The sequence below is a fragment of the Brevundimonas sp. TSRC1-1 genome (assembly GCF_049898245.1).
GTDB classification, from domain to species: Bacteria; Pseudomonadota; Alphaproteobacteria; order Caulobacterales; family Caulobacteraceae; genus Brevundimonas; species Brevundimonas mediterranea_A.
In genome coordinates this window covers 605,718-628,020 of record NZ_JAFCXI010000003.1, presented here as the reverse complement: position 1 = coordinate 628,020, position 22,303 = coordinate 605,718, and the positions used below count along the sequence as shown (strand labels likewise).

Below are 22,303 nucleotides of genomic sequence, written 5' to 3'. Positions count from 1 at the left end.
GCGTTGTTGGCATAGTGAAGACGGGGTGATTACGACTTTTCGGGGGCCGCGCCAACCTTCGAGCCTGATCCGCTGCGCCGGCGATCTCGCCGAGGCCGTGAAACGGGCTTTGGATCAGTCGAAAGCCGGTTTCAGGCCTTGGCGGCCTTGTCGGACAGGAAGCTGTCCAGAATCAGCAGAATGACGCCGATGGTGATGGCGCTGTCGGCGATGTTGAACACCCAGGGGAAGACGCCCGTGCCGGAGAAGTCGATGAAATCGACCACATAGCCGAAGCGGACCCGGTCGATGACATTGCCCAGGGCCCCGCCCATGACGAAACCGATGGCGGTGATCAGCAGGCGGCGATTCGACTGGGTCGCCCACCAGGCCAGGCCGGCCGAGACGATGACTGAGAAGATGGTCAGCCCCCAGCGCGCCTCGCCCCCGCCGAACAGGCCGAAGCTGACGCCGGTGTTCTGAACAAAGGTGAAGCGCAGGATCGGCGGCAGCACCTCGGCGAAGACATAGCCGGGCGGGATCTGGCTGATCGATGCGACGTCGGGCAGGCCCAGAATCCAGGCCTTGGTCCACTGGTCCAGCACGATGATCAGAAGGGCGAAGCCATAGGCGGCCAGGGCGATGCGAGGGATCTTCATGGGGCGGCGGTTAGCAGGAAGCGCCGCCGGGGCGAAGCGGAAAACGGACGGAACCGGTCAGAACAGGTCGCCTTGCCCCGGCGCGGCAGGCTTGGGCCGAGGCGCCGGCCGCGCCGGGGCGGACGCTGCACGGCCGTCGCCGCCGTCGATGATCGCGCCCATTGCGCCGTCACCGAACACAAGACGCACCGCCTGGCCCGCCTCCAGCGTCGCCGCGGAAGTGATCCAGTCGCCGTCCGGATTTTCCACCCGCGCGAAGCCGGGCTTGGGCCGGCCGGGGTCCAGCGTGGCCAGGGCGCGCGTCAGGCCTGCCAGCCGATCCGCGTCCCGTTCCAGCCGACGCGGCATGGCGCCGTCCAGCCGCGCCCCAAGCGCCTGCAACCGCGCCTCGCGTTGGTCCAGCCGACGATGCAGGGGGGCGGGCGACAGTCGCGCCGAAACCTGAAGCAGCCGCCGCTCGCCGCGCGCCACGCCGGCTTGCAAGGCGGCGCCCAGCCGGTCGCCCGCGCCGCGCAACCGGTCCTGTCCTCGCTCGATCCGCGCCCGCAACAGGGCGGGGCTCAGCTTGCCGCCCGTCACGGCCAGATGCCGTTCGTGCAGGGCGACATTGCGTTGCAGCCCCGAACCCAGCCGGCTGGCGGCGTTGTCCAGTCGCTGCTGCGCCAGGGCCAGCAGATCCTCCGGCCGCGCCGGCAGACCCCGCGCCACGGCGCGCAGCCGCGTGCGCCGATCCTCGATCAGCCGCCCCCCCGCCAGGACCATCCGCCGGTCCAGGTCGGCGACCGCATATCTCAGGTCCGCCAGCACCGGCGTCGCGATCTCGGCCGCCCCGGTGGGGGTCGGCGCGCGCCGGTCGGACACGAAGTCGATCAAGGTGGTGTCCGTCTCATGCCCCACGGCCGAGATGATCGGGATCCGCGCCGCCGCCACCGTCCGCGCCAGTCCCTCGTCGTTGAAGCACCACAGGTCCTCGACCGAGCCGCCCCCACGGGCCACGATCAACAGGTCGGGGCGGGGGATCGGCCCATCGACAGTCATCGCGTCGAAGCCGCGGATGGCGTTCGACACCTGGCCGCACGCCGCCTCGCCCTGGACCACCACGGGCCAGACGATCACCCGGCAGGGCCAGCGTTCGGCGATCCGGTGCAGGACGTCGCGGATCACGGCGCCCGTCGGGCTGGTGATGACGCCGATGGTGCGGGGGAACTGGGGCAGGGGCTTCTTGCGCCCCGGCTCGAACAGGCCCTCTTCGCGCAGCCGGACCTTCAGCCGCTCGAGTTGCGCCAAAAGGGCGCCGGCCCCGGCCGCCTCCATGCTCTCGATCACGATCTGGTACGACGACCGCGCCGGATACGAGGTGATCTTGCCGGTGACGATGACCTCCAGCCCCGCCTCCGGCTGGACGCCCAGGCCGCGCACCGATCCCTTCCAGATCACTCCGTCGATGGCCGACTTGTCGTCCTTCAGGGTCAGATAGATGTGGCCCGAGGCGTGACGATTGACCTTGGACACCTCGCCCCTCAGCCGCACATGGCCGAATCGCTCCTCCAGCGTCCGCTTCAGGGCGAAGGACAGTTCGGAGATCGACAGGGGCGGATTGTTGTCGCGCGGGGCGGCGGCCTCGGCCGGGCCTTCGAACACATAGGAGTCGTCGCTCATCGGCCCATCCTAGCCTGCGTCGCCTCTTGCGGGAACAGGATCGACGCCGCCCCGTTCGGCTTTCATGGCCGCCGACCCCCAAGGAACCGATCCGGACGACCGCGACCCGCGCGAGCGCGACCTCATGCGTCGCAGCGGGGCGGGCGGCGCCTTGAGCCCCTGGCTGATCATCGGCGGGATCGCCCTGATCGGCCTGGTCGTCTACGTCCTTTCCGCCCTGTTCTGACGCTTCCGCCCGGCGGACGCTTGACCGCCCGGCGCAGGCCCGTCATTGCCGACTTCATGATTATTCTCCTCGTCGGATCGGGCGGGCGCGAACACGCCCTGGCCTGGAAGATCGCCCAGTCGCCGCTGGTCACCCGCCTCGTCGCCGCCCCCGGCAATCCGGGCATCGAGAAGCTGTGCGAGCTCCGTTCGGTCAAGGCCGACGACGCGGAGGGCCTCGCCGCCCTGGCCCGCGAGATCAAGGCGGACTTGGTCGTGGTCGGGCCGGAGGTCGCCCTGGCCGCCGGTCTCGCCGACCGTCTGGCCTCGGCCGGCATCCCCTGTTTCGGCCCCACCGCCAAGGCGGCCCAGCTGGAGGTGTCCAAGGCCTTTTCCAAGGCCTTCCTGGAACGCCACGAAATCCCCACCGCCGGCTACGGCGTCTATGACACGGTCAAGGACGCCAAGGCCGCTCTGGACGTGTTCAAGCCCCCCTATGTCATCAAGGCCGACGGCCTGGCCGCCGGCAAGGGCGTGGCCATCAGCCCGGATCGCGCCGACGCCGAGGCCGAGATCGAACGCATGCTGGGCGGCCGCTTCGGCGCCGCCGGCGCCCGCGTCGTGATCGAGGAGTTCATGGACGGCGAGGAGGGCTCGCTGTTCGCCCTGTGCGACGGCCAGCGCGCCGTCCTGTTCGGCGGCGCCCAGGACCACAAGCGCGCCTTCGACGGCGACACCGGTCCCAACACCGGCGGCATGGGCGCCTATTCGCCCGCCCCGGTCTTCACCGCCGACCTGGTGCAACAGGCCGACGAACTCATCGTCCAGCCCACCATCCGCAAGATGGCCGAGGAGGGCGCCCCCTATCGCGGCGTTCTCTACGCCGGCCTGATGGCCACGGCCGACGGCCCCAAGGTCGTCGAGTTCAACGCCCGCTTCGGCGATCCCGAATGCCAGGTGCTGATGATGCGGATGGCCGGGGACATCGTCCCCTATCTGCTGGGCTGCGCGCGGGGCGACGTCTCCGGCCTGCCGTCCCCGGCCTTCAAGCCCCAGACGGTGATCTGCGTGGTCATGGCGGCGAAGGGCTATCCCGACAGCCCGCTGGAGGGGTCGATCATTCGCGGCGTCGATCAGGACTTCGGCCCCCACGTCCAGGTCTTCCACGCCGGGACCCGACGCCGCGAAGATGGCCAGCTGTGCGCCGCCGGCGGCCGCGTCCTGAACGTCTGCGCCGAGGGCGACGACATCGCCCAGGCCCGCGAACGCGCCTATGCCGCCATCCGGAAGATCGACTGGCCCGGCGGCTTCAACCGCTCCGATATCGGCTGGCGGGCCCTAGACCGGGGCTGACTCCAACAACCAACCTTCGGTTTTGATTTGACGAAACAGCGGCAAAGCTTCCAACCCGGCCCATGTCAGTTCGTCGCAAACTCACGGCAGGCGAGTTCCTTGAGCGGATTGCGTCCGAGTTCAAATACCAGTCGCCGCTTCCGCGTCTGAAGGTCTTCGGGGACGAGGGTCTGCTTATCTGGCGCGACAAGGGCGTCAAAACTGGCGTGGTAATCGGTCCATCGGTCGGTGGCGCCTTCGTCTTCCTGCGAAGAGCGCGAGTTCGCGTGGAGGCCGTTACCGAAGCCGTTGGAATTTTGGAGGACGTCTTCCGAGGCGAGATCGTAGAAATCCAGGCGTTCGGGCCTGGAGGCGGCGACATATGGCTGGCGCACGTCAACGCGCCGGCGGTGCATGTTTCGCGTTTTGACCGCAGCAAAGGCGTCGAGGTGCCGGTGTTTACGCGTATGGCGTTTGGGCCTTGGCCGTCAGCCAAAGGCTAAAACCCGGACCTGAGCCTTACGCCCAGGCGAACAGCAGCCGGCCTTCGCCCATGCGTTCGCGCAGTTCGGGCAGATCGGTGTGGGCGACCGAGAAACAGCCGTAGCTGCGACCCAGCTTGCCTTCGCGCGCCAGGAAGTCCGGGTCGGCGTAGTCGGCGCCGTGGATGATGATGGCCCGCTCGCGGGCCTTGTCGTTTGAATATTCCAGCCCGTCCAGCAGGACGTTCGGCCCCTGTTGCGACCCCCAGCTGGCGCCGGCGGTGGCGTAGGCGCCGACCGAGGACATGTTGGAATCCGGCGTATTGGAGAAGCGCTGGGCGTAACCTGAGTGGCTGGGGTCGGAACCGCGACCGTGGCAGGTGCGCAGGACCTTGACCTCGCCGGCGACCAGATCGACCTCGTACAGCCGCTCTTCGCCCGAGAATTTCTGGAAATCGACCAGATACATGCGGTCGCGAAGCGGGATCTTGTGGTGGTGGACGTCCAACGCCGTCATGGCGCGTTCCATCAGTTCCTTGCGGACATGACCCCGCGGATCCAGCGGCGGAGGCGTCACGCTTACGGTCTGGATCGGCGCCGCAGGGGGGACGACCGGCGCGACTGTCGCGGCGGTGGTGAGCGGGGCCTTGGCGCTCGCGCTGGCGCAACCCGCCAACATGGCCGATCCGCCCAGAATAAGCCCTCGTCTCGATAGCCGCATGCGACGCCCTCGTTGCGGTTGGTCTTCAGGCGTGTTTGTTTCAAATGGTTACGGGCGAAGCAACCTTGGCCTTGTGGGGCGATTTTGCGGCGCACCTGTTTGGGGGAGAAATCGATGAAGCGTTTCGGTCTGGCGATGGCGGCATGGGGGGCGTTGTCCGCAGGCGCGGCGGCGCAGCAAAGCCCCGCAGGGGTTGGGGTTTCTTCAGAGCCGACGACGATGTTCGTCGAGGCCGGGCGATTGCTGGCCGACCCGTCGAACGGCGTTGTGCAGCGCGGTAAAACTCTCGTGATCAGAGGGAACCAGGTCGTCGAGGTGCGTGACGGCTTCGTCGGCGACCCGGCGCAAGGGCAGGTCATCGACCTGCGGACCGCCTTCGTCCTGCCGGGACTGATCGACAGCCACGTCCATCTGACGGGCCAGCAGAACCCCAATTCCCGTCTGGAAGAGGTCACCTTGTCCGACGCCGATCAGGCCATGGTGGGCGCCCGCTACGCCCGCCGCACCCTGATGGCGGGCTTCACCACCGTCGCAGACCTGGGCGCGGGCAATCAGGCGATCTTCGCCCTGAGAAACGCAGTGCGGAACGGCGACGTGCCGGGACCGCGCATCATCGCGTCGGGATCGTCGGTCTCCATCCATGGCGGCCATGGCGACATCAACGGCTATCGCGACGACGTCATGCATCTGCTGTCGTCCGAGAGCATCTGTTCGGGGGCGGACGACTGTATGCGCGCCGTCCGCACCCAGGTCCGGGCCGGCGCCGACATCATCAAGATCACGGCCACGGGCGGAGTCCTGTCCAACACCGCTGCGGGTCTGGGCCAGCAGTTCAGCGACCCCGAACTGACCGCCATCGTCGACAGCGCCCACCGCATGGGCCGCCAGGTCACGGCCCATGCCCACGGCGTGGACGGGATCAACGCCTTCCTGCGCGCGGGCGGCGACTCCATCGAACACGGCACCTATCTGGACGACCAGTCGATCCGCCTGTTCAAGGCCAACGGCGCCTGGCTGGTGCCCACGCTGTTGGCCGGCGATTTCGTCGCCCGCATCGCCTCGGGCCCCAACAACTTCTTCACACCGGCCCAGACCGCCAAGGCGCTGGAGGCGGGGCCAAAGATGCTGGACATGGCGCGCCGCGCGCATGAGGGCGGGGTAAGGATCGCCTTCGGCACGGACAGCGGCGTCTCGGCCCATGGCGACAATGCTCAGGAGTTCGCGCTTCTGGTCCGCGCCGGCCTGACGCCCTTGGAGGCGATCCAGGCGGCCACCGTCGGGGCCGCCGAACATCTGCGGATTTCCAGCGAGGCCGGAAAGATCGCGCCCGGCATGCCGGCCGACATCGTCGCGGTGTCGGGCGATCCGCTGACGGACGTGACCGAGCTGGAGCGGATGAAGTTCGTGATGAAGGGCGGAGCCGTCTATCGCGCCGACTGAAGACGGGCGTTCAGGAAGGCGGCGAACCCCGCCTGATCCTCGAAGCGGGCGACCACCGGCCAGGCCGTCACATCGGCCCGCTGGTCGGGCGTCAGCCGGACCCAGTCCTTTTCCGTCGTGACCAGACCGGCCTGGAACACCGCCGCCCGCGCCCGCAGGAAGGCCATGTCCTCGGGTCTATAGGCCGCATGGTCCGGGAAGGGGACGAAGTCCGCCAGGTCGCAGCCCGCCGCCTTCAGCGACCGCTCGACCTTCCAGGGCTTGGCGATGCCGGCGAAGCCGACCTGCGGCCCGGCCGGCGGCGGACCCTCGGGCGTCAGGCGGCACAGGAAGACGGGCAGGACGCCGAAGGTCGCGACCAGTTCGGGATCGGCCGTCGCGACATCGGCGGGCAGCATCACCACCACGGCGTCGGCGCGCGCCAGTCCCGCCGCCAGGGGCTCGCGCATCGGGCCGGATGGAAACACCGAGCCGTCGCCGAACGGCCATTCGTCCTCGCGCGTCTCGCCGTCCACGACGATCAGGCTGACAGTCTTCTTCAAGGCGGGGTTCTGATGGCCGTCGTCCAGCACCAGCACCTGCGCGCCCTCGGCCGCCGCCGCCCGCGCGCCCGCGACCCGATCCCGCGCGATCCAGGCGGGCGAGGCTTGCGCCAGCATCAGGGGCTCGTCGCCGACGTCCTCGGCGGTATGGATCTGCAGATCGACGCGCACCGGCCCCTCCAGCCGCCCGCCGTAGCCGCGCGACAGGGCCTGAGCCTCTACGCCTGCCGTCCGCAGCAGTCGCAACACCTCGCGCGCCACCGGCGTCTTGCCCGATCCGCCCACCGTCAGATTGCCGACCGAAATCACCGCACAGCCGGGATCGACCGGGACCGCCCGCGCGATCCGCCGCGCCGTGACGCCGGCCCAGATCCAGCCGAGGGGCTTCAGCAGGGTGCGGGTCAGCCGGGCGTGGCTGCGGTCGCGGACATACCACCAGCGGGGGGTGTTCAGCTTCATCGGCCAGAACCCGTCCTGGTCGCCGTTTTCGGCGTCAGCGGCGACAGGAAGGCCCACAACCGGTCCAATCCGCCGCCCGCTTCGGCGGCGGCGCGCCGGGCGCGCTCGCCCATGGCCTTGGCCGCTGCAGGATCGGCCAGCAAGGGCTCGACCGCGCCGGGCAGGTCCCAGGGCGCCTGAACCAGGACCAAACCTCCGGCCTGGGCCAGGGCCGAGGTCACGGTGGCCCAGTTGGAGGCGTCGGGTCCGGTGATGGTCGGCCGCGCCAGCCGCGCCGGCTCCAGCGGATTGTGCCCGCCCACCGCAGGCAGGCCCAGGGCAGGGGCGAAAGATCCGCCCATCACCACCACATCCGCCAACCGCAGGAACAGCCCCATCTCGTTCAGGGTGTCGGCCAGATAGACGTCGGTGTCTCGACCGATGGTCTCGCCCCGCGACCGCATGGCGAAGGCCACGCCCTCTCGCTGCAGGGCTGTGGCGATATGCGGTCCCCGTTCCGGATGGCGCGGCGCCAGGATCAGGCAGGCGCGGTCCGCCAGCTTATCCAGGGCGCGGACAATGGCGATCTCTTCGCCTTCATGGGTGCTGGCGGCGACGACCACCGGCCGGTCCCCGATGGCGGCGCTCAGGCGGCTGAAGGCGGCGGCGTCATGGGGCAGGGCGTCGCCCGCCAGCTTCAGATTGACCAGGCCGTCGATCCGCGCGCCCAGGCGCTCCAATCGCTCACCCGACGCCTGATCCTGGGGCAGGACCAGGTCGAAGACCCCGGTCAGCGCCCGCGCCGAGGCCGGAAACCGCGCCCAGCCCTCGACCGTCTTCTCGGTGATCCGTGCGCTGACCAGCGCCAGTTTGACGCCGCGCCGATGCGCCTCCAGCAGCATGTTCGGCCACAGTTCGCTCTCGACGAAGATCGCCAGGCTGGGCCGCCAATGATCCAGAAACCGCGCCACGACGCCGGGCCCGTCGACCGGCGCATACTGGTGGATGACGCCCTTGGGCAGCCGTTCGGCCAGGATCCGGGCCGAGGTCACGGTGCCCGATGTCACCAGCACCGTCAGGTCCGGCCGGGTCTTCACGAACCGTTCGACCAGGGGCAGCAGCGACAGGGTTTCGCCCACGCTGACGCCGTGCAGCCAGACCAGATCGCCGGCGGGTCGTTCGGCGCGGGTGAAGCCCAGCCGCTCGTCGACGCGCGCGGGGTCTTCCTTGCCCCTGTGCGCGCGGGCGTCCAGCAGGCGCGGGGCGAGCGGCTCCAGCGCGCGGGTCAGCAGTCGATAGGCCAGCAGCGGCAGGGGCGTCACGGCTTCAGCCCCGTGATCGCGTCAGCCCGCGCCTCGACCCCGTTCATGCGGGCCGTCCAGTCCTCGATGACGGCGGCCATGTCGCCGCCCTCGGGGAATTCGGCGCGGTCCCAGACGATCGCCCCCTTGCCGAAGGGCAGGGGCAGGACGGCGCGGTCCCAGCTGTTCAGGCGGATCGCCGGATTGCACGACAGGCCTATGAACAGGGCCGGCGCCTTCGACAGTTTCGCCATCAGGGGCAGGCCTTCGGCCATGGTATTGGCCGGGCCGCGCGGCCCGTCGGGCGTCACGGCCAGGGCGCCGATCTTCAACTGTTTCAAGCCGTCGCGCAGGGCCTGCGACCCGCCCTTGGCCCGGTCGGCCTTGTCCTTGTTGGCCGACGAACCGCGGACGGCGGGAAAGCCCTGACGCGCCACGGCCTTGGCGATGAACTCGCCGTCGGCCGACAGCGAGATCAGCCCCTTCGCCGGTTGCGCCCGTTCCAGCGGCCACGACGCCGGGGCCAGGCCGATCCGCGAATGCCAGAAGACGCAAAGCACGCCGCCGCCCTGAGCCCAGACCTGTTCGGCGACCGTCTGGTTCTCGTGGGTCCAGCGGATGGTGGCGAAGCAGAACTGCATCCACTGCGCCAGCGTCCAGGCCAGGACGGACTGGATCACCGGGTTGCGCAGCGGCCTCACGCGACGGTCTCGACCGTGGGCGGCGTCCCGTCCAGAGACTGCTGGCGGGCCAGTCGGGAATAGAGGCCGCCGCGCGCGACCAGGACGACGTGCGGGCCTTCCTCCACCACGCGTCCGGCCTCGATCACATAGATGCGGTCGGCGTTGCGAACGGTCGACAGACGGTGGGCGATCATCAGGGTGGCGCGCCCTTCCATCAACCGCTCCAGCGCCGCCTGGACCAGGGCCTCGCTCTCGGTGTCCAGGGCGCTGGTCGCCTCGTCCAGCAGCAGGATCGGCGCGTCCTTCAGGAAGGCGCGGGCGATGGCGATCCGCTGGCGCTGCCCGCCCGACAGCCGCAGGCCCGCCTCGCCGGCGCGGGTGTCATACCCCTCGGGCAGGGCGGTGATGAAGTCATGGGCGGCGGCGGATCGCGCGGCGTCCTCGATCTGGGCTTGCGTGGCGCCCGGCCGCCCATAGGCGATGTTGGCGGCGATGGTGTCGTCGAACAGGAAGGGCTCCTGCGTCACCAGGGCGATATGGTCGCGTAGGTCGTTGATCCGCACCTGACGGATGTCTATCCCGTTCAGCCGCACCGCCCCGGCCGTGACGTCATAGAAGCGCGGCAGAAGGCTGAGGATGGTGCTCTTGCCGCCGCCGGAGGGGCCGACCAGGGCGACCGTCTCGCCCGGCGCGACCCGCAGCGAGACCGCATCCAGAGTCGGCGCGTCCGTCCCCGCATAGGCGAAGGACACCTGATCCAGCGCCACCTCGACCGGGCCGGACGGCAGGGCCTTGGCGTCAGCCGCCTCACGGATTTCCGGCTCAATGTCCAGGGCGCCGAACAGGCGGCGAGCGGCGGTGAAGCCCTCGCTCATGACCGTCGCCAGATTCGTGACCTGCCGCAGGGCCTGACCGGCGGCCAGCAACATGCCGATGAAGGCGGCGAAACCGCCGACCGTCATCTCGCCCGACTGCGCCCGCCATCCGGCATAGGCCATGACGGCGGCGACAACGATATAGGCCACCAGATCGCTGGACGGTCCCGCGAAGGCGCGGGCGTTGGCGCCCTTGATGACGTGGCGCTGGCGACGGGCCACCACCTCTGCGACGCGGTCCTGCTCGGCCGCCTCGCGGTTCTCGATCTTGATCAGGCGAACCCCGTCCAGATTCTCCATCAGGGCGGTGGACAGGTTCTCGGTCTCGGCCATGGCGCCTTGCGCGGCCTTGCGGGTCTTGCGCCCGAACCGGCGCAGCACCAGCGCCACCAGCGGCACCCCCAGCAGCACCACCATGGTCAGCTGCCAGTCGATGAAGCCCATATAGATCAGCACGGCGATCAGGGTCAGCAGGTTCTGGGTGTAGTTGACCACGCCCGAGGTGAAGGCCTCGCGCACCATATTGGCGTCGAACAGAACCGACGAGACGAAGCCGCCCGAATGCTGGCTGCGCAACCGGGCCAGATCGGCGCGGATCATGGCCCCGAACAGACGGATCTGGATGTCGCCGACGATCGTGTGACCCAGCCGGTTGACCAGGGCCGCCTGGCCCAGCGCCGCCAGGGTCCGCATCACCGCGACCGCCAGGATGGCGGCCGGAATCCAGATGATGGCCCTGTCTGCGGGGAAGCTGACGACCCCGAACAGGCTGATCGGTTCGGTCCCGCCCAGGAACAGGCCGTTCACCGCCGGTTCCAGCAACTTCAGCAGGGCCGCCGTCAGCAGGCCCGTCATCGCCGCGCACAGCACCGAAAGGATCAGCGATCCCTTGTGCCGGGACAGGTAATCGCGCCAGATCCGCGCCAGCAGGGCGCGCAGGGGCATGGTCTCGGAAGCGGGCGCGGTCATCGGCCTTCGGTCGTCCGAGCCGCTCCTCAAGTCAAGGCTTGTCAGGCGAAGGCGTCAGCGGACGCCCCTCCTCGTCGGCCCGGATCAGGTTGAAGATCGAGCGGCCTTTTTCTAAGTAGGGTGCGCAGGTTCGCCTGCAGTGTTCTCAGGGCGGGGTGCAATTCCCCACCGGCGGTAAGGCGGCGACGCCAAGCCCGCGAGCGCTCCCCCGGCTTGGGGAGGTCAGCAGATCCGGTGTGATTCCGGGGCCGACGGTATAGTCCGGATGAAAGAGAACGGGACCCAACGCCTCGCGGCGTTCGTCGCTCGTGCTTGAGCGGCGGGCGCGGCGCGTCGTCGCCCGTAACCCTGGAAAACTGGTTACGGAAAGGACGACCATTGAACCAGATTTCCTCGCCTTCCTCCCGCGCCGCCGCCTGGGGCGCGCTGTTGATGCTGTCGGCCAGTCTTGTCTTCGCCGGTGGCAACACCCTGCAATCGGTCCTGCCGCGCCAGTTCGGCATGAGTTCGACGGGCATGGCCTTCTGGCAATATCTGATCGCTTCGGTCCTGATGCTGCCGATCGTGGTGCGGATCGGACTGGACAAGCTGAAGACGCGCCGGCCCCTGGCGCATCTGATCCGCGCCTTTGCATCGGCCCTGGGTGTGCACGTCTTCGTCTACGGCTTCGTCTCGGGCGTGCCGATCTGGCAGATGGTGACGCTGTTGGCGACCGGCCCCCTGTTCGTCATCATCGGCTCGACCCTGTTTCTGGGGGAGCGGGTGTCGGCCTCGCGGATCGGCGCAGCGGTGACCGGCTTCATCGGCGCCGTCATTGTCTCAGGCGTCGGAGCCGAAGGCCTGGGATGGGCCGCCCTGACCCCGGTCCTGGCCGCCGCCCTTTGGGCCGTCACCGATGTGATGACCCGATGGTTGGCCCGGGAGGAGACGCCCGAAACCCTGACCGTATCCCTGCTGGTCCTGATCACGCCCAGCCATCTAGCGCTTCTGCTCTTGGCGAACGCCTTCTCCTTCGCCCTTCCGGCCGGGGTGGCGACGGACCTGGCCTTCGCCCTGCCGCAGGGCGCGGGTCTGCTGCTGTTGCTGGCCCTGGGCGGCCTGACGGCCGCTGCGCAATATCTTCTGGCCTCCGCCTACAGGCTGGCCGACGCGGCCTATCTTCAGCCCTTCGCCGATCTGAAAGCGCCGCTGGCCGGTCTCGTGGGCTGGCTTCTGCTGGGCCAGACGCCCTCGATCTGGTTCTGGCCGGGCGCCGCCCTGATCGTCGGCGCCTCGATCTTCATCTTCTGGATCGAGGGTCGGGCGCCGCGGGGCGGGGCCGCCACGGCCCCCGTCGCAAGCGGAGGATGACGCGGCGGCTCAGGATCGCTATCTGGCGGCCATGGCGCGCTTTGATCTTTCGACCGCGATGGGCCGTTTCCGGGCGCATTGGCATTATTTCTGGGCGGACCACGCCTTCCTGCGCCTGGCGTTTTCCAACGCCCACTGGCTGGGTCCAGACCTTGTGCGCACCAACCAGCCGTCGCCGCGCCAGTTGGCCTATTGGAAGAAGAAGGGCGTCAAGACCGTCATCAATCTGCGCGGCCAGCGGGACGAGGGCTATTACTGGCTGGAGAAGGAAGCCTGCGAACGCCTGGGCCTGACCCTGATCGACGCGCCGCTGGATTCGCGCGACCCGCCCGAGACGGACCGGATTCACCGCGCGCGTCGCCTGTTCACGACCATCGAATACCCGGTGCTGATCCACTGCAAGTCGGGTGCGGACCGGGCGGGCATGATGGCCGTCTTCTATCGCCACTTCCATCTGGGCGAACCGATCTCGGTCGCCATGGCGGAACTGTCGAAGAAGTACCTCCACTCGCGCGAGGGCCTCACCGGCGTGCTGGACTATACGCTGGAGAAATACGTCAGCGAGATCGAGCCGCGCGGGATCAGTTTCATCGACTGGATCGACAGCCCCGACTACGACCCCAAGGCGATCCGCGCCGAGTTCAAGGCCGGCTGGTGGGGCACGCTGCTGACCGAGAAGTTGCTGAAGCGGGAGTAGGCCACGCTGTCTCTGCATCCGTCACCCTAGGAACAAGTCCGGGTTACGGGCGTGAAGGAGCGGCGGCTCAGCCCCAGGGGCCTTTCGGGGGCTGGTCTCCGCGTTCGCGGGCTTCCGCATCAAGCTCGGCGTCGCGCCGCGCCTTGCGGTCGGCCTCCCACTTCTTGAACCAGCGCGCATACCCGATCTGCCCGCGCAGCGAGATGCTGAAGAGGGCCAGCACCGCCAGCAGGCTGACCAGTTGGAAGATCTGTTGCGGTTCCAGGTTCATCTTCTTCCTCGCATCCAGACTTCAACGTCGGATCAGGGAGCCGGTTCGGCTCCCTGATGTCGCAGGATCAGGCCGCGTCGCCGCGCGGGTCGATCAGCTTGTGGGCGTGCAGAATGAAATAGCGCATGTGGGCGTTGTCGACCGTCGCCTGAGCGCGGGCCTTCCAGGCCTTCTTGGCTTCGTCGTAGCTGCCGAAGGCGCCGACGAATTCGATTTGCGAAAGATCGCGGAACGTCGGCTCGCCCAGGTGACGCAGTTCGCCGCCGATGACGAGGTGAAGCAGCTGGGGCGGGACGGAGGATTGATCGACCATCGGGTGTCCTTGAAGTCTGGGGAGAGCTTTTGCCGGGGCATAGGCCCAGAACGCCTAAGGATCAATGTATGACAGGGTTTTTCAACCCAGGCCCTAGGTCGATAGCGGCACGTTTTTACAGCGCCGAACGATCAGCGGGTGCAGGGCCGGGGCGGCGCAGACCAGGCTGGCCTGACGCGGATCGGGTCGGTTGAACCGCCACGGCCGGCCGTGATGGTCGGTGACGCGGGCGCCGGCCTCTTCGGCGATCAGGCTGCCCGCGGCCACGTCCCAGTCCCATTTGGGCGTCAGGGCCAGGGCGGCGTCAAAGGCGCCGGCGGCGACCAGGGCCATCCGGTAGGCCAGGGCGTTGCGCTTGGCGAACCGCAGCACCGGCCAGGGCTCGTCCCAATGAGACCCCTCGATCATCCGCGCATCGCCCAGCACCGAGGCGTCGTCCAGGGTCTCGGCGTCGGACGCCCGGATCACGGCCCCATTGCGCTGCGCGCCGCCGCCGCGCGCCGCCGCATAGGTTTCCTGAACCTCGGGCGCATGGATGGCGGCGGCGACCACCTGGCCGTCCTCGACGACCGCGATGGGCACGCACCACCAGGGCTGGCGCTTCATATAGGCCACCGTGCCGTCCACCGGATCGACGATGAAGATCCGGCGCTTCGACAAGCGTTCGGGCGTGTCCGCCGTCTCTTCCGACAGCCAGCCATAGTCGGGCCGGGCGGCCAGCAGCCGGTCCTTCAGCATGGCGTCCACCGCCAGGTCGCCGCTGGTGACGGGCGACCCGCCGACCTTGGACTCGATCCTCAGCCCGGCCTCGCGCTCTGCGACCGCCAGCACCCCGGCGTCGATCGCCGCCTGGCGGATCAGCTCCAGATCTGAGGCTAGATCGATCATTTGCCCGCTATGGCCACCGCGTCGAACATCAGGCTGGGCACATTGAACCCGCCCCGGAACTCCAGGTCCGACCCGCGTTGGAGGCGCAGATAAAGCTCGGGCAGCTTGCCGGCCACCGTAACCTCGTTGACCGGATAGGCGATCTCGCCGTTCTCGAACCAGAAGCCGGACACCCCGGCGGACCAGTCGCCGGTGTTTCCGTTGAGCGACGGCCCGAACATCGACGTGACCAGCAGACCCGTCCCCGCATCGGCCATCAGGCCGGCCAGATCGCGGTCGCCCGGCTCCATGTGCAGATTGTGGGTTCCGACCCCCGGCGGTCCCGCCAGGCCGCGCGAGGCGTGACCGGTGGACTGCAGCCCCAGTTGGCGGGCCGAGGCGCTGTTCAGCAGCCAGGTGGTCAGGACGCCGTCGTCGAACAGGGCGCGCCGCTCGACCGCGACCCCTTCGTCGTCGAACGGCGTCGATCCCAGGCCGCGCGGCCGGAACGGATCGTCGATCAGGGTCACCCCTTCGGCGAACACCCTCTGGCCCATCCGGTCCTTCAGGAAGGAGGTGCCCCGCGCGATCGACGGTCCCGAAATGGCGCCGATGGCCGGCGAGACGATCTGGCCGGCCATGCGGTTGTCGAAGATGACGGGGGCGGTGGTCGAGGCGATCTTGCGCGCCCCGGTCCGGGCTACGGCGCGCTCGCCGGCCGTGCGCCCGATGATCTCGGCGCCCGGCAGGTCGGCCAGATGCCGGGTCGAACGGCTCTCGCCGCCACGCTCCATGGCCCCGTCCTTTTCGGCGATCACCCCGACGCCCAGCGAAAAGGCCGAACCGCGATAGTCGCCGTCGAACCCGTGCGAGGTGACCAGTCGCCACTGGCTGGACGACCAGGACGCATGCCCGCCCTCGGATCGGGCGACGCCCTCGACCGCCAGGGCCGCTGTCTCGGCCTCGGCGGAAACCTGTTCCAGAATCAAGGCGGTCCGTTCGCTGGGATCGAACAGGTCCAGATCGACGAAGGGCCCGCGCGCCAGCCGATCTTCGGGGGCGAAACCGGCGTGGGGATCTTCCGGCGCGAGGCGCGCCATGGCCACGGCGCGTTCCACCAGGCGGGTGCGGGTTTCGGGCGACAGGTCCGACGCCGACACCGAGGCCTGACACTGGCCGACGAAGACCCGCAGGCCCAGATCGCGCGATTCCTCACGCTCCACGTCTTCCAGCTTGCCGTTGCGCACCCCGACCGACAGGGACCGACGATCGGCGCTGACCGCCTCGGCGGCGTCGGCGCCGGCCCTCAGGGCCGCCTGGACGATGTCATTCAGAAGATCGGGCAGAAGATCGGTGGAAACAGGCGCATCTAGGGTGTCGGTCATGCCCCGATATGGCGGACGCCCCGCCGCGCCGCAACCTGTTGCGCTGCAACAGGATCAGACGACTGCGAAGGCGATCAGGCCGACGGCGGCGGTCAGCAGCGCCACCCAGGTCAGCAACATGCCAATGACACGGCCCAGCGAGGGTCCTGTCTGGAACAGCAGGCCCAGGGCATGGACCACGCGCCCGACCAGCAGGGTCGCGCCGACGGCATGCACCATCCACGCCGGAGCGCCGACGGCGGCCAGCAACAGCATGGCGATCATGCCCGGCGCCGCATATTCGGCGCAGTTGCCGAAGGCGCGGGTCGCGGCCGCCAGATCGGGGTTCCCGCCGTCGCCGAACGAGACCATGTGCTTGCGCCGCCCGCTGACCACTATCCCCGACAGGACCAGCATCAGCAGGATCAGCAGGCCGCTCCACAGGGCGGCGGCCTGGACGGCTTGCATCAGGGGTGTGGTCATCGATCAGTCCTCGCGGCCGACGGGATAGAGCAGATAGCGGTCGTCGTAGAAGGGCGTCCGCTCATAGAACCAGGCCAGCCGCGCCTGCGGATCGGCGGCGAACGCGGGCTCGGCGGCCAGCTTGGCCTCGAACTCGGCCTTCAGCGCCGGGTCGGCGGCCAGCATCTTCTCCGCCAGGGGCGCGATGGCGTAGGCCTCGATATATTCGACCCGGCTCATGACCTCGGGGAACATGCCCCAGGCGAAGAAGCTCTCGCTGGACTGCGGCTCCAGCAGCAGCACGACGATGTCGCCCAGCGGCTGGTCGGTCGGCACGCGCACCGAACCGGTCGGGAAGGTCCAGTCGCGGCGCTCGACCTCGACCGTCTTCACCGAGGCCTGGACGTGCCCCTCATTGGCCCGTGTCGCCAGTTTCGGCTCGACCAGGCGCAACATCGACAGGTTGATCGTGCGCGGCGCCTCGACCGTCTCCATCTCGAGGCCGTGGATCTTCAGCCGCTCGATGATGTCGGTGCGATAGCTGGGAATCCAATAGGCCGTCGGGCGCTTCAGGGTCAGCGTCGGCTTGGACCCATAGAAGGGCATCGACCACAACTCGGGATCGGGCCGGCCCAACCAGCGCACCTCGTCGCGACCCGAGGCCGGGCTGTGGTGCATCTCGTAAAGAACGCCCTTGAACGGCCGCGTGGATGAGGGGGCCTCTTCCGCCTCGAAGTTCGCCAGGATTTCGGCGGGACGCAGGGCCCGGTCCTGATCCGTCGCCGCCTTCAGTGCAGCGCCCTGATCCGCCAGCAGCCGCATCGTCTCCTCGATGAAGACATAGGTCCCGAGCACCCGCTGCTCGTGCGGCTTCAGGCTGTGGTTCTCGATCAATATGGTCGGCACATGGGCCGCCGAACCCCAACCGTTGGAGAACCGTTCGCCCAGACCGCCGTCCGACAGGCCCTTCTTGGGCTCGTCGTCATCGATGCCGAACACCAGCTCGCCGGGGATATGACCCTCGCGCTCCAGCGCTTCGTTCATCGCCGGCTTGAACACCGTGTCCAGCCAGGCCGAGCCGTTCGGCGACCGGCTGAACGACCCGTCCTCGCCGTTGAAGCCGTAGGTGACGTCATACTGGTAATCCAGGCCGTCGGTGACGTGGACGTCGACATACAGGTCCGGCCGGTATTTCAGGATCAGGCCCCGCACCGCTCGCATCTCGGGCTGGTCCAGCTTCAGATAGTCGCGGTTCAGGTTCTGGTTCGTCGCCGTATTGCGCCAGCCCTGAATGCGCGGCCCGCGCTGGTTCGGGCGGGAATAGGCGCTGGCCCGCTCATGCCCGTCCACGCTCAGGATCGGGATCAGGATCAGATTGACCCGGTCCAGCAGGACGTCCTTGCCGTAGAAGGCGATGTCGCGCAGCACCATCATGCCCGCGTCCTTGCCGTCGATCTCGCCGGGGTGGATGCCCGCCTGGATCATCAGCACCGGCTTGGCCGGATCGAAGGTCGGGCCATCCTTGGACGCGATCACTGCATAGATCGGCCGACCCTCGGGCGAGACGCCGAACTGTTCGATGCGGATCAGGTCGCTCGCCTGATCCAGCCGGTCGAACCAGGCGCGGGTGTCGGCGTAGTTCGGGCTGAAATCATGCGCCGGATCGGCCTCGAACGCCGTGACCCAGGGATCGGAGGCGTCGCGCAGCAAGGCCTTGGACGCCCCGTTCCATTGAGGTGCGGGCGGCAGGAAGGCCTGGTCCCACGGCGCGGTGTTGGGAAGCGTCTGGGACATGGCGGGGCTCACGCTACAGGCAAGGGCGGCAAGAAGGGCCGCAATCAGGGAAGTGGATCGCATGGCCTTTCGTGAGCCGATTGCCTCGGCCTGACAAGTATGACCCGCGCCGCCCAGCGCGGGCGCCCTTCCGCGACCTAATCTTCGAACATCTCACGCAGGACGGCGAGAACTTCACGCAACAGGCGCGGGTCCGCCTCGCCGATACGTCGTCCCAGACGCGTATGGTCGACGGTGCGGACCTGATCGACGGCGGCTGAGCCCGGCTTGTCTTGAACGGAGGCGGGAACGCGAAACCGCCGATGCGCTCCACCGCCCGTGAGCGGCACGATGATTGAAGCTCCGCTACGATTCATCGCATCCGGCGACACGATCACGCATGGGCGGGTCTTGCGGATCTCATGCCCCACGGTCGGATCCAGCTTGATCCACCAGATCTCGCCCCGCTGGACCATCTCAGGGCTTTACCACGCCGTCAGCCCGCAGTTGCGCCTCTATGCGCGCCATATCCTCTTCTGACGAGGCGTCCCACTCATCGTCCGTCTCGCTGGTCAGGTCGGCATCCAGCCATTCCCGATCCTCTTCGGTCAGCCCCTCCTTGGCCAAGGCCTCGAAGTCTTCCGCCCAGCCTTCGCGCACCTTGCGCTTCACCGGCACGATGGTGACCTTGCCGGGCTCATAGACGAACTCGACGGCGGCGCCCTCGCTGACGCCCAGCGCGGCCAACACCGGTTTGGGCAGGATGATCCCGGCCGAATTCCCGATCTTGCGAACCTTGCTGGTCATGATCGCGCTCCGTTGCAACAAAGTTATAACATGGCGGCCGCGTTACTTCCAGATCGGCGTTCCGTCGCCCGGCAGTCCCAACCGCCCCCACAGGTCGTTGACCCGCTCGACCACCGCCTCGTCCATGCGGATTTCCTCGCCCCATTCGCGTTTGGTTTCGGGCGGCCATTTGTCGGTGGCGTCCAGGCCGATCTTGGAGCCCAGGCCGCTCTCGGGGCTGGCGAAGTCCAGATAGTCGATGGGCGTCGACTCGATCACGGTGATGTCGCGCGCCGGGTCCATCTTGGTCGAGATGGCCCACATGACGTCCTTCCAGTCGCGGGCGTCGATGTCGTGGTCCACCACGATGACCCATTTGGTGTACATGAACTGGCGCAGATAGCTCCACACGCCCAGCATCACCCGCTTGGCGTGGCCCGGATAGGCCTTCTTCATCGACACCACCGCGATCCGATAGCTGCACCCCTCGGGCGGCAGCCAGAAGTCGACGATCTCGGGGAACTGCTGGCGCAGCAGCGGAATGAAGACCTCGTTCAGCGCCTCGCCCAGCACGCTGGGCTCGTCCGGCGGCCGGCCGGTGAAGGTCGTCAGATAGATCGGGTCCTTGCGCATGGTGATCGCGCTGACCTGGAAGACCGGGAACTTCTCGACCGAGTTATAATAGCCGGTGTGGTCGCCGTACGGACCCTCGTCCTCGAACTCGTCCAGCAGGACATGGCCCTCCAGCACGATCTCGGCCTGGGCCGGCACCATCAGCGGCACGGTCTTGCATGGGACCAGCTCGGCCTTGGCGCCCCGCATCAGGCCGGCGAACTGATATTCCGACAGGGTGTCCGGCACGGGCGTCACCGCCGCCAGGATCGTGCCCGGATCGGCGCCCAGGACCACGGCGCAGGGCAGGGGCTCCTTGGGCCGGGCCTTCTTGTGCCGCGCATAGTGTTGCGCCCCGCCGCGATGCGCCAGCCAGCGCATGATGGCCTTGTCCTTGCCCAGGACCTGCATCCGGTAGATGCCCAGGTTGAAGTCGTCCTCGCGGTCCTCGCTGGGGCCCTTGGTCACGACCAGCCCCCAGGTGATCAGGGGCGCCGGCTCGCCGGGCCAGCACGACTGAACGGGCAGGGCGGTCAGGTCGATCTGGTCGCCTTTCAGCACGACCTCCTGCACCGGCGCCTTCTTCACCGTCTTGGGCCGCATCGACATGACGGTCTGGGCCAGGGGCAGCATCTCCATCGCGTCGCCCAGGCCGCGCGGCGGCGTCGGATTGCGCAGGAAGGCCAGCAACTCCCCGACCTCGCGCAGCTCGCCCGCCGTCGTGCGGTTCTTGCCTTCCAGCGTCACCCCCATGGCGACCCGTTTCACCGTGCCGAACAGATTGGCCAGGCAGGGGATGGGGCTGATCGTCCCGTCCGGCATGACCGGCTTTTCGAACAGCACCGCCGGCCCGCCGTTTCGCAGCAGCCGGGTCTGGATCTCGGTCATCTCCAGCACGGTCGAGACCGGCTCGGAAACCCGCACCAGCTCGCCTTGGGCTTCCAGCTGGTCGATGAAGTCACGCAGGGATTTGTAGGCCATGCCTCCGCCTAAAGCGCCGGGGCCGAACTGTCACGCCTCGTTCGACTGAAGGCCCGATCCAGCCCGACCAGCGCCAGCCCGACCAGCAGGAAACAGACCAGCAGGCCGGCGAACACCGCCAGCACCCGGTCCAGGCCCAGTTCGTCAACATTGACGAACCCATAGGGCCACCAGTGGGTCATAAGTCCGTGAACCAGCGTCCAGACGCCGAAGATCAGCGGGAACCCGAGCGCCTTCACCGGATCGATCCATCGCAGTCGGCCTCTCGGCGTGAACCACACCCAGTCCAGCAGGAAGGCGGCGGGCATGACGTAGTGCAGCACCAGATTGACGCCCAGGGTCAGCCCCTCGGGGCTCCAGTAGGGGGCGATCATGAAATGATACACCACCCCGACGATCAGGATGTAGGTCGTCACGGCGGCGCGGAAGGCCGGCGACGCCGTCCAGCGCGCCAGGGGTCTTGTGGGCTTCAGCAACGGCCCGGTCAGCGCCAGGGCGACCAGGATGTTGGTCAGTATGGTGAAGAAGCTGAAGTACTGGACGGTGCGCGTCACCACCGCCCAGCCGTCCGCCGGCCCCGCCAGCAGCAGATACTGCAGCGCCAGCGCCGCCCAGCCGATCACGGCGAAGGCGGCCCGCCACAGACGCGGCCGATCCCGTTCACGCACCATGCGCGCCCCCTAAATCAGGCCGTCAATCAGGCGGCGGCCTTGTCCCACTGGTAGGTCGGGTCCAGCCAGTCGCCCAGCCGCTCGCCGCGATCCAGGGCGTCCATCCGCTGCATCTCCTCACCCGACAGTTCGAAATCGAAAATGTCGAAATTCTCGCGCGCCCGGCTTTCCTTCGTCGTGCGCGGAATGGCGATGATCCGGTTCTGGATCAGCCAGCGCAGTGTGACCTGGCCGTTGGTCTTGCCGTGCGCCTCGGCGATTTCGGAGATGGTCGCATCGTCGGCGATCTTGCCCTGGGCCAGGGGCGACCAGGCGGTGATCGATGAGCCCAGCTCGGCCGCCGTCGCCACCAGTTGGTCGATCCCCAGATAGGGATGGTGTTCGACCTGGTTGGTGATCAGCCGCGCCTTGGACAGGGACTGGGCCTGGCGGAATTCCTTGGAGGGGAAGTTGGACAGGCCGATCGACTTGGTCAGGCCCTGGTCCCTGGCCTCGTTCAGCGCCCCCAGGGTTTCCTCGAACGTCGGCGTCGGCCGGGGCCAGTGCAGCAGAAGCAGGTCCGGCGTGGTCCCCAGGCTCTCGGCCGACTCCTTCGCCTGTTTCAGCAGGGCGTCATGGGTGAAATGCTCGACCCAGATCTTGGTGGTCAGGAAGATGTCCTCGCGGGCCACGCCCGAATCCACGATGCCTTCGCCGACCGCCTTCTCGTTCTTGTAGATCCAGGCCGTGTCGATGTGGCGATAACCGATCCGCAGGGCCTCCGCGACCATCCGGCGCGCGTCCGCCGGCTCCAGCTGCCAGGTGCCGAAGCCGAGCAGGGGGATCTCGACGCCATCGACGGTGATTGTGGGCTGATCGCCGTAAGCCATGGG

Annotated in this window: 24 protein-coding genes and 1 riboswitch; of the genes, 5 read left to right on the top strand and 19 right to left on the bottom strand. The window is 68.3% G+C overall.

The genetic code is table 11. The features are described from left to right. Positions 1–131: 131 nt before the first annotated feature. Positions 132–638: a signal peptidase II gene (lspA, locus tag ACP7CK_RS13190; protein WP_035307679.1), complete on the bottom strand. Its 507-nt coding sequence runs from the start codon at positions 636–638 to the stop codon at positions 132–134. 57 nt (positions 639–695) lie between these two features. Next, positions 696–2,297: an exodeoxyribonuclease VII large subunit gene (gene xseA / locus ACP7CK_RS13185; RefSeq protein WP_426026282.1), complete on the bottom strand. Its 1,602-nt coding sequence runs from the start codon at positions 2,295–2,297 to the stop codon at positions 696–698. A gap of 64 nt (positions 2,298–2,361) precedes the next feature. On the opposite strand from xseA, the gene ACP7CK_RS13180 reads away from it, so the two are divergent. Together ACP7CK_RS13180 and purD are read left to right on the top strand one after the other, a co-directional pair. Continuing rightward, on the top strand, positions 2,362–2,523 hold the full coding sequence (locus ACP7CK_RS13180) for a hypothetical protein (RefSeq protein WP_008261803.1): 162 nt from the start codon (positions 2,362–2,364) through the stop codon (positions 2,521–2,523). Positions 2,524–2,579: 56 nt separating this feature from the next. Then, on the top strand, positions 2,580–3,854 hold the full coding sequence (purD, locus tag ACP7CK_RS13175) for a phosphoribosylamine--glycine ligase (RefSeq protein WP_426026280.1): 1,275 nt from the start codon (positions 2,580–2,582) through the stop codon (positions 3,852–3,854). Between the two features lie 65 nt (positions 3,855–3,919). On the opposite strand, the gene ACP7CK_RS13170 is transcribed toward purD, so the two are convergent. Together ACP7CK_RS13170 and ACP7CK_RS13165 are read right to left on the bottom strand one after the other, a co-directional pair. Then, complete coding sequence (locus ACP7CK_RS13170; RefSeq protein ID WP_426026279.1) at positions 3,920–4,249, bottom strand: hypothetical protein; 330 nt, start codon at positions 4,247–4,249, stop codon at positions 3,920–3,922. Positions 4,250–4,352: 103 nt separating this feature from the next. Next, positions 4,353–4,994: a murein L,D-transpeptidase catalytic domain family protein gene (locus ACP7CK_RS13165; protein ID WP_426026278.1), complete on the bottom strand. Its 642-nt coding sequence runs from the start codon at positions 4,992–4,994 to the stop codon at positions 4,353–4,355. Between the two features lie 156 nt (positions 4,995–5,150). On the opposite strand from ACP7CK_RS13165, the gene ACP7CK_RS13160 reads away from it, so the two are divergent. Beyond that, positions 5,151–6,476, top strand: a complete 1,326-nt coding sequence (locus tag ACP7CK_RS13160; protein WP_426026277.1) for an amidohydrolase family protein — start codon at positions 5,151–5,153, stop codon at positions 6,474–6,476. Here the strand turns inward: ACP7CK_RS13160 and lpxK are convergent. From lpxK to ACP7CK_RS13140, 4 genes are read right to left on the bottom strand one after another with little or no spacing between them, the layout of a single operon-like run. Next, on the bottom strand, positions 6,461–7,477 hold the full coding sequence (gene lpxK / locus ACP7CK_RS13155) for a tetraacyldisaccharide 4'-kinase (protein WP_426026358.1): 1,017 nt from the start codon (positions 7,475–7,477) through the stop codon (positions 6,461–6,463). The genes ACP7CK_RS13160 and lpxK overlap by 16 nt on opposite strands. After that, positions 7,474–8,778, bottom strand: a complete 1,305-nt coding sequence (locus ACP7CK_RS13150) for a 3-deoxy-D-manno-octulosonic acid transferase (protein ID WP_372705948.1) — start codon at positions 8,776–8,778, stop codon at positions 7,474–7,476. Before ACP7CK_RS13150 ends, lpxK begins: the two co-directional genes overlap by 4 nt. Next, on the bottom strand, positions 8,775–9,458 hold the full coding sequence (locus tag ACP7CK_RS13145; RefSeq protein WP_292148291.1) for a lysophospholipid acyltransferase family protein: 684 nt from the start codon (positions 9,456–9,458) through the stop codon (positions 8,775–8,777). Before ACP7CK_RS13145 ends, ACP7CK_RS13150 begins: the two co-directional genes overlap by 4 nt. Beyond that, complete coding sequence (locus ACP7CK_RS13140; RefSeq protein WP_426026275.1) at positions 9,455–11,284, bottom strand: ABC transporter ATP-binding protein; 1,830 nt, start codon at positions 11,282–11,284, stop codon at positions 9,455–9,457. Before ACP7CK_RS13140 ends, ACP7CK_RS13145 begins: the two co-directional genes overlap by 4 nt. Before the next feature lie 137 nt (positions 11,285–11,421). After that, a riboswitch (FMN riboswitch) is annotated at positions 11,422–11,565 on the top strand. A 97-nt stretch (positions 11,566–11,662) separates the two neighbouring features. On the opposite strand from ACP7CK_RS13140, the gene ACP7CK_RS13135 reads away from it, so the two are divergent. Further along, on the top strand, positions 11,663–12,634 hold the full coding sequence (locus ACP7CK_RS13135; RefSeq protein ID WP_426026274.1) for a DMT family transporter: 972 nt from the start codon (positions 11,663–11,665) through the stop codon (positions 12,632–12,634). A gap of 31 nt (positions 12,635–12,665) precedes the next feature. After that, positions 12,666–13,331 (top strand): fused DSP-PTPase phosphatase/NAD kinase-like protein, encoded by a 666-nt coding sequence (locus ACP7CK_RS13130; protein WP_008264112.1) that lies wholly within the window; start codon positions 12,666–12,668, stop codon positions 13,329–13,331. Between the two features lie 67 nt (positions 13,332–13,398). Here the strand turns inward: ACP7CK_RS13130 and ACP7CK_RS13125 are convergent, their stop codons facing one another. From ACP7CK_RS13125 to ACP7CK_RS13075, 11 genes are all read right to left on the bottom strand, one after another. After that, positions 13,399–13,602: a hypothetical protein gene (locus ACP7CK_RS13125; RefSeq protein ID WP_035307695.1), complete on the bottom strand. Its 204-nt coding sequence runs from the start codon at positions 13,600–13,602 to the stop codon at positions 13,399–13,401. A 67-nt stretch (positions 13,603–13,669) separates the two neighbouring features. Next, entirely contained in the window at positions 13,670–13,915 is a 246-nt protein-coding gene (locus ACP7CK_RS13120) for a DUF4170 domain-containing protein (protein ID WP_008262601.1), read from the bottom strand. A 93-nt stretch (positions 13,916–14,008) separates the two neighbouring features. Next, on the bottom strand, positions 14,009–14,803 hold the full coding sequence (locus ACP7CK_RS13115; RefSeq protein WP_426026273.1) for a 3'(2'),5'-bisphosphate nucleotidase CysQ: 795 nt from the start codon (positions 14,801–14,803) through the stop codon (positions 14,009–14,011). Further along, the gene (locus ACP7CK_RS13110) at positions 14,800–16,167 is read right to left on the bottom strand and encodes a TldD/PmbA family protein (RefSeq protein WP_426026272.1); all 1,368 of its coding nucleotides are present in this window, start codon (positions 16,165–16,167) and stop codon (positions 14,800–14,802) included. The genes ACP7CK_RS13115 and ACP7CK_RS13110 overlap by 4 nt, the downstream gene beginning before the upstream one ends. 54 nt (positions 16,168–16,221) lie before the next feature. After that, a complete protein-coding gene (locus ACP7CK_RS13105; RefSeq protein WP_035307697.1) occupies positions 16,222–16,629 on the bottom strand; it encodes an MAPEG family protein in 408 nt (135 codons plus the stop codon). A 3-nt stretch (positions 16,630–16,632) separates the two neighbouring features. Beyond that, on the bottom strand, positions 16,633–18,465 hold the full coding sequence (locus ACP7CK_RS13100) for a M14 family metallopeptidase (RefSeq protein WP_426026271.1): 1,833 nt from the start codon (positions 18,463–18,465) through the stop codon (positions 16,633–16,635). 74 nt (positions 18,466–18,539) lie between these two features. Then, positions 18,540–18,857, bottom strand: a complete 318-nt coding sequence (locus ACP7CK_RS13095) for a type II toxin-antitoxin system PemK/MazF family toxin (RefSeq protein WP_426026269.1) — start codon at positions 18,855–18,857, stop codon at positions 18,540–18,542. 1 nt (position 18,858) lies between these two features. Continuing rightward, a complete protein-coding gene (locus ACP7CK_RS13090) occupies positions 18,859–19,188 on the bottom strand; it encodes an AbrB/MazE/SpoVT family DNA-binding domain-containing protein (protein ID WP_292148303.1) in 330 nt (109 codons plus the stop codon). A 42-nt stretch (positions 19,189–19,230) separates the two neighbouring features. Beyond that, entirely contained in the window at positions 19,231–20,760 is a 1,530-nt protein-coding gene (locus ACP7CK_RS13085; protein ID WP_426026267.1) for a UbiD family decarboxylase, read from the bottom strand. 8 nt (positions 20,761–20,768) lie between these two features. After that, entirely contained in the window at positions 20,769–21,431 is a 663-nt protein-coding gene (locus tag ACP7CK_RS13080) for a Pr6Pr family membrane protein (RefSeq protein ID WP_426026265.1), read from the bottom strand. 26 nt (positions 21,432–21,457) lie between these two features. Next, positions 21,458–22,300, bottom strand: coding sequence for an aldo/keto reductase (locus ACP7CK_RS13075; RefSeq protein WP_426026264.1), 843 nt, complete (start codon positions 22,298–22,300; stop codon positions 21,458–21,460). Positions 22,301–22,303 lie beyond the last annotated feature (3 nt).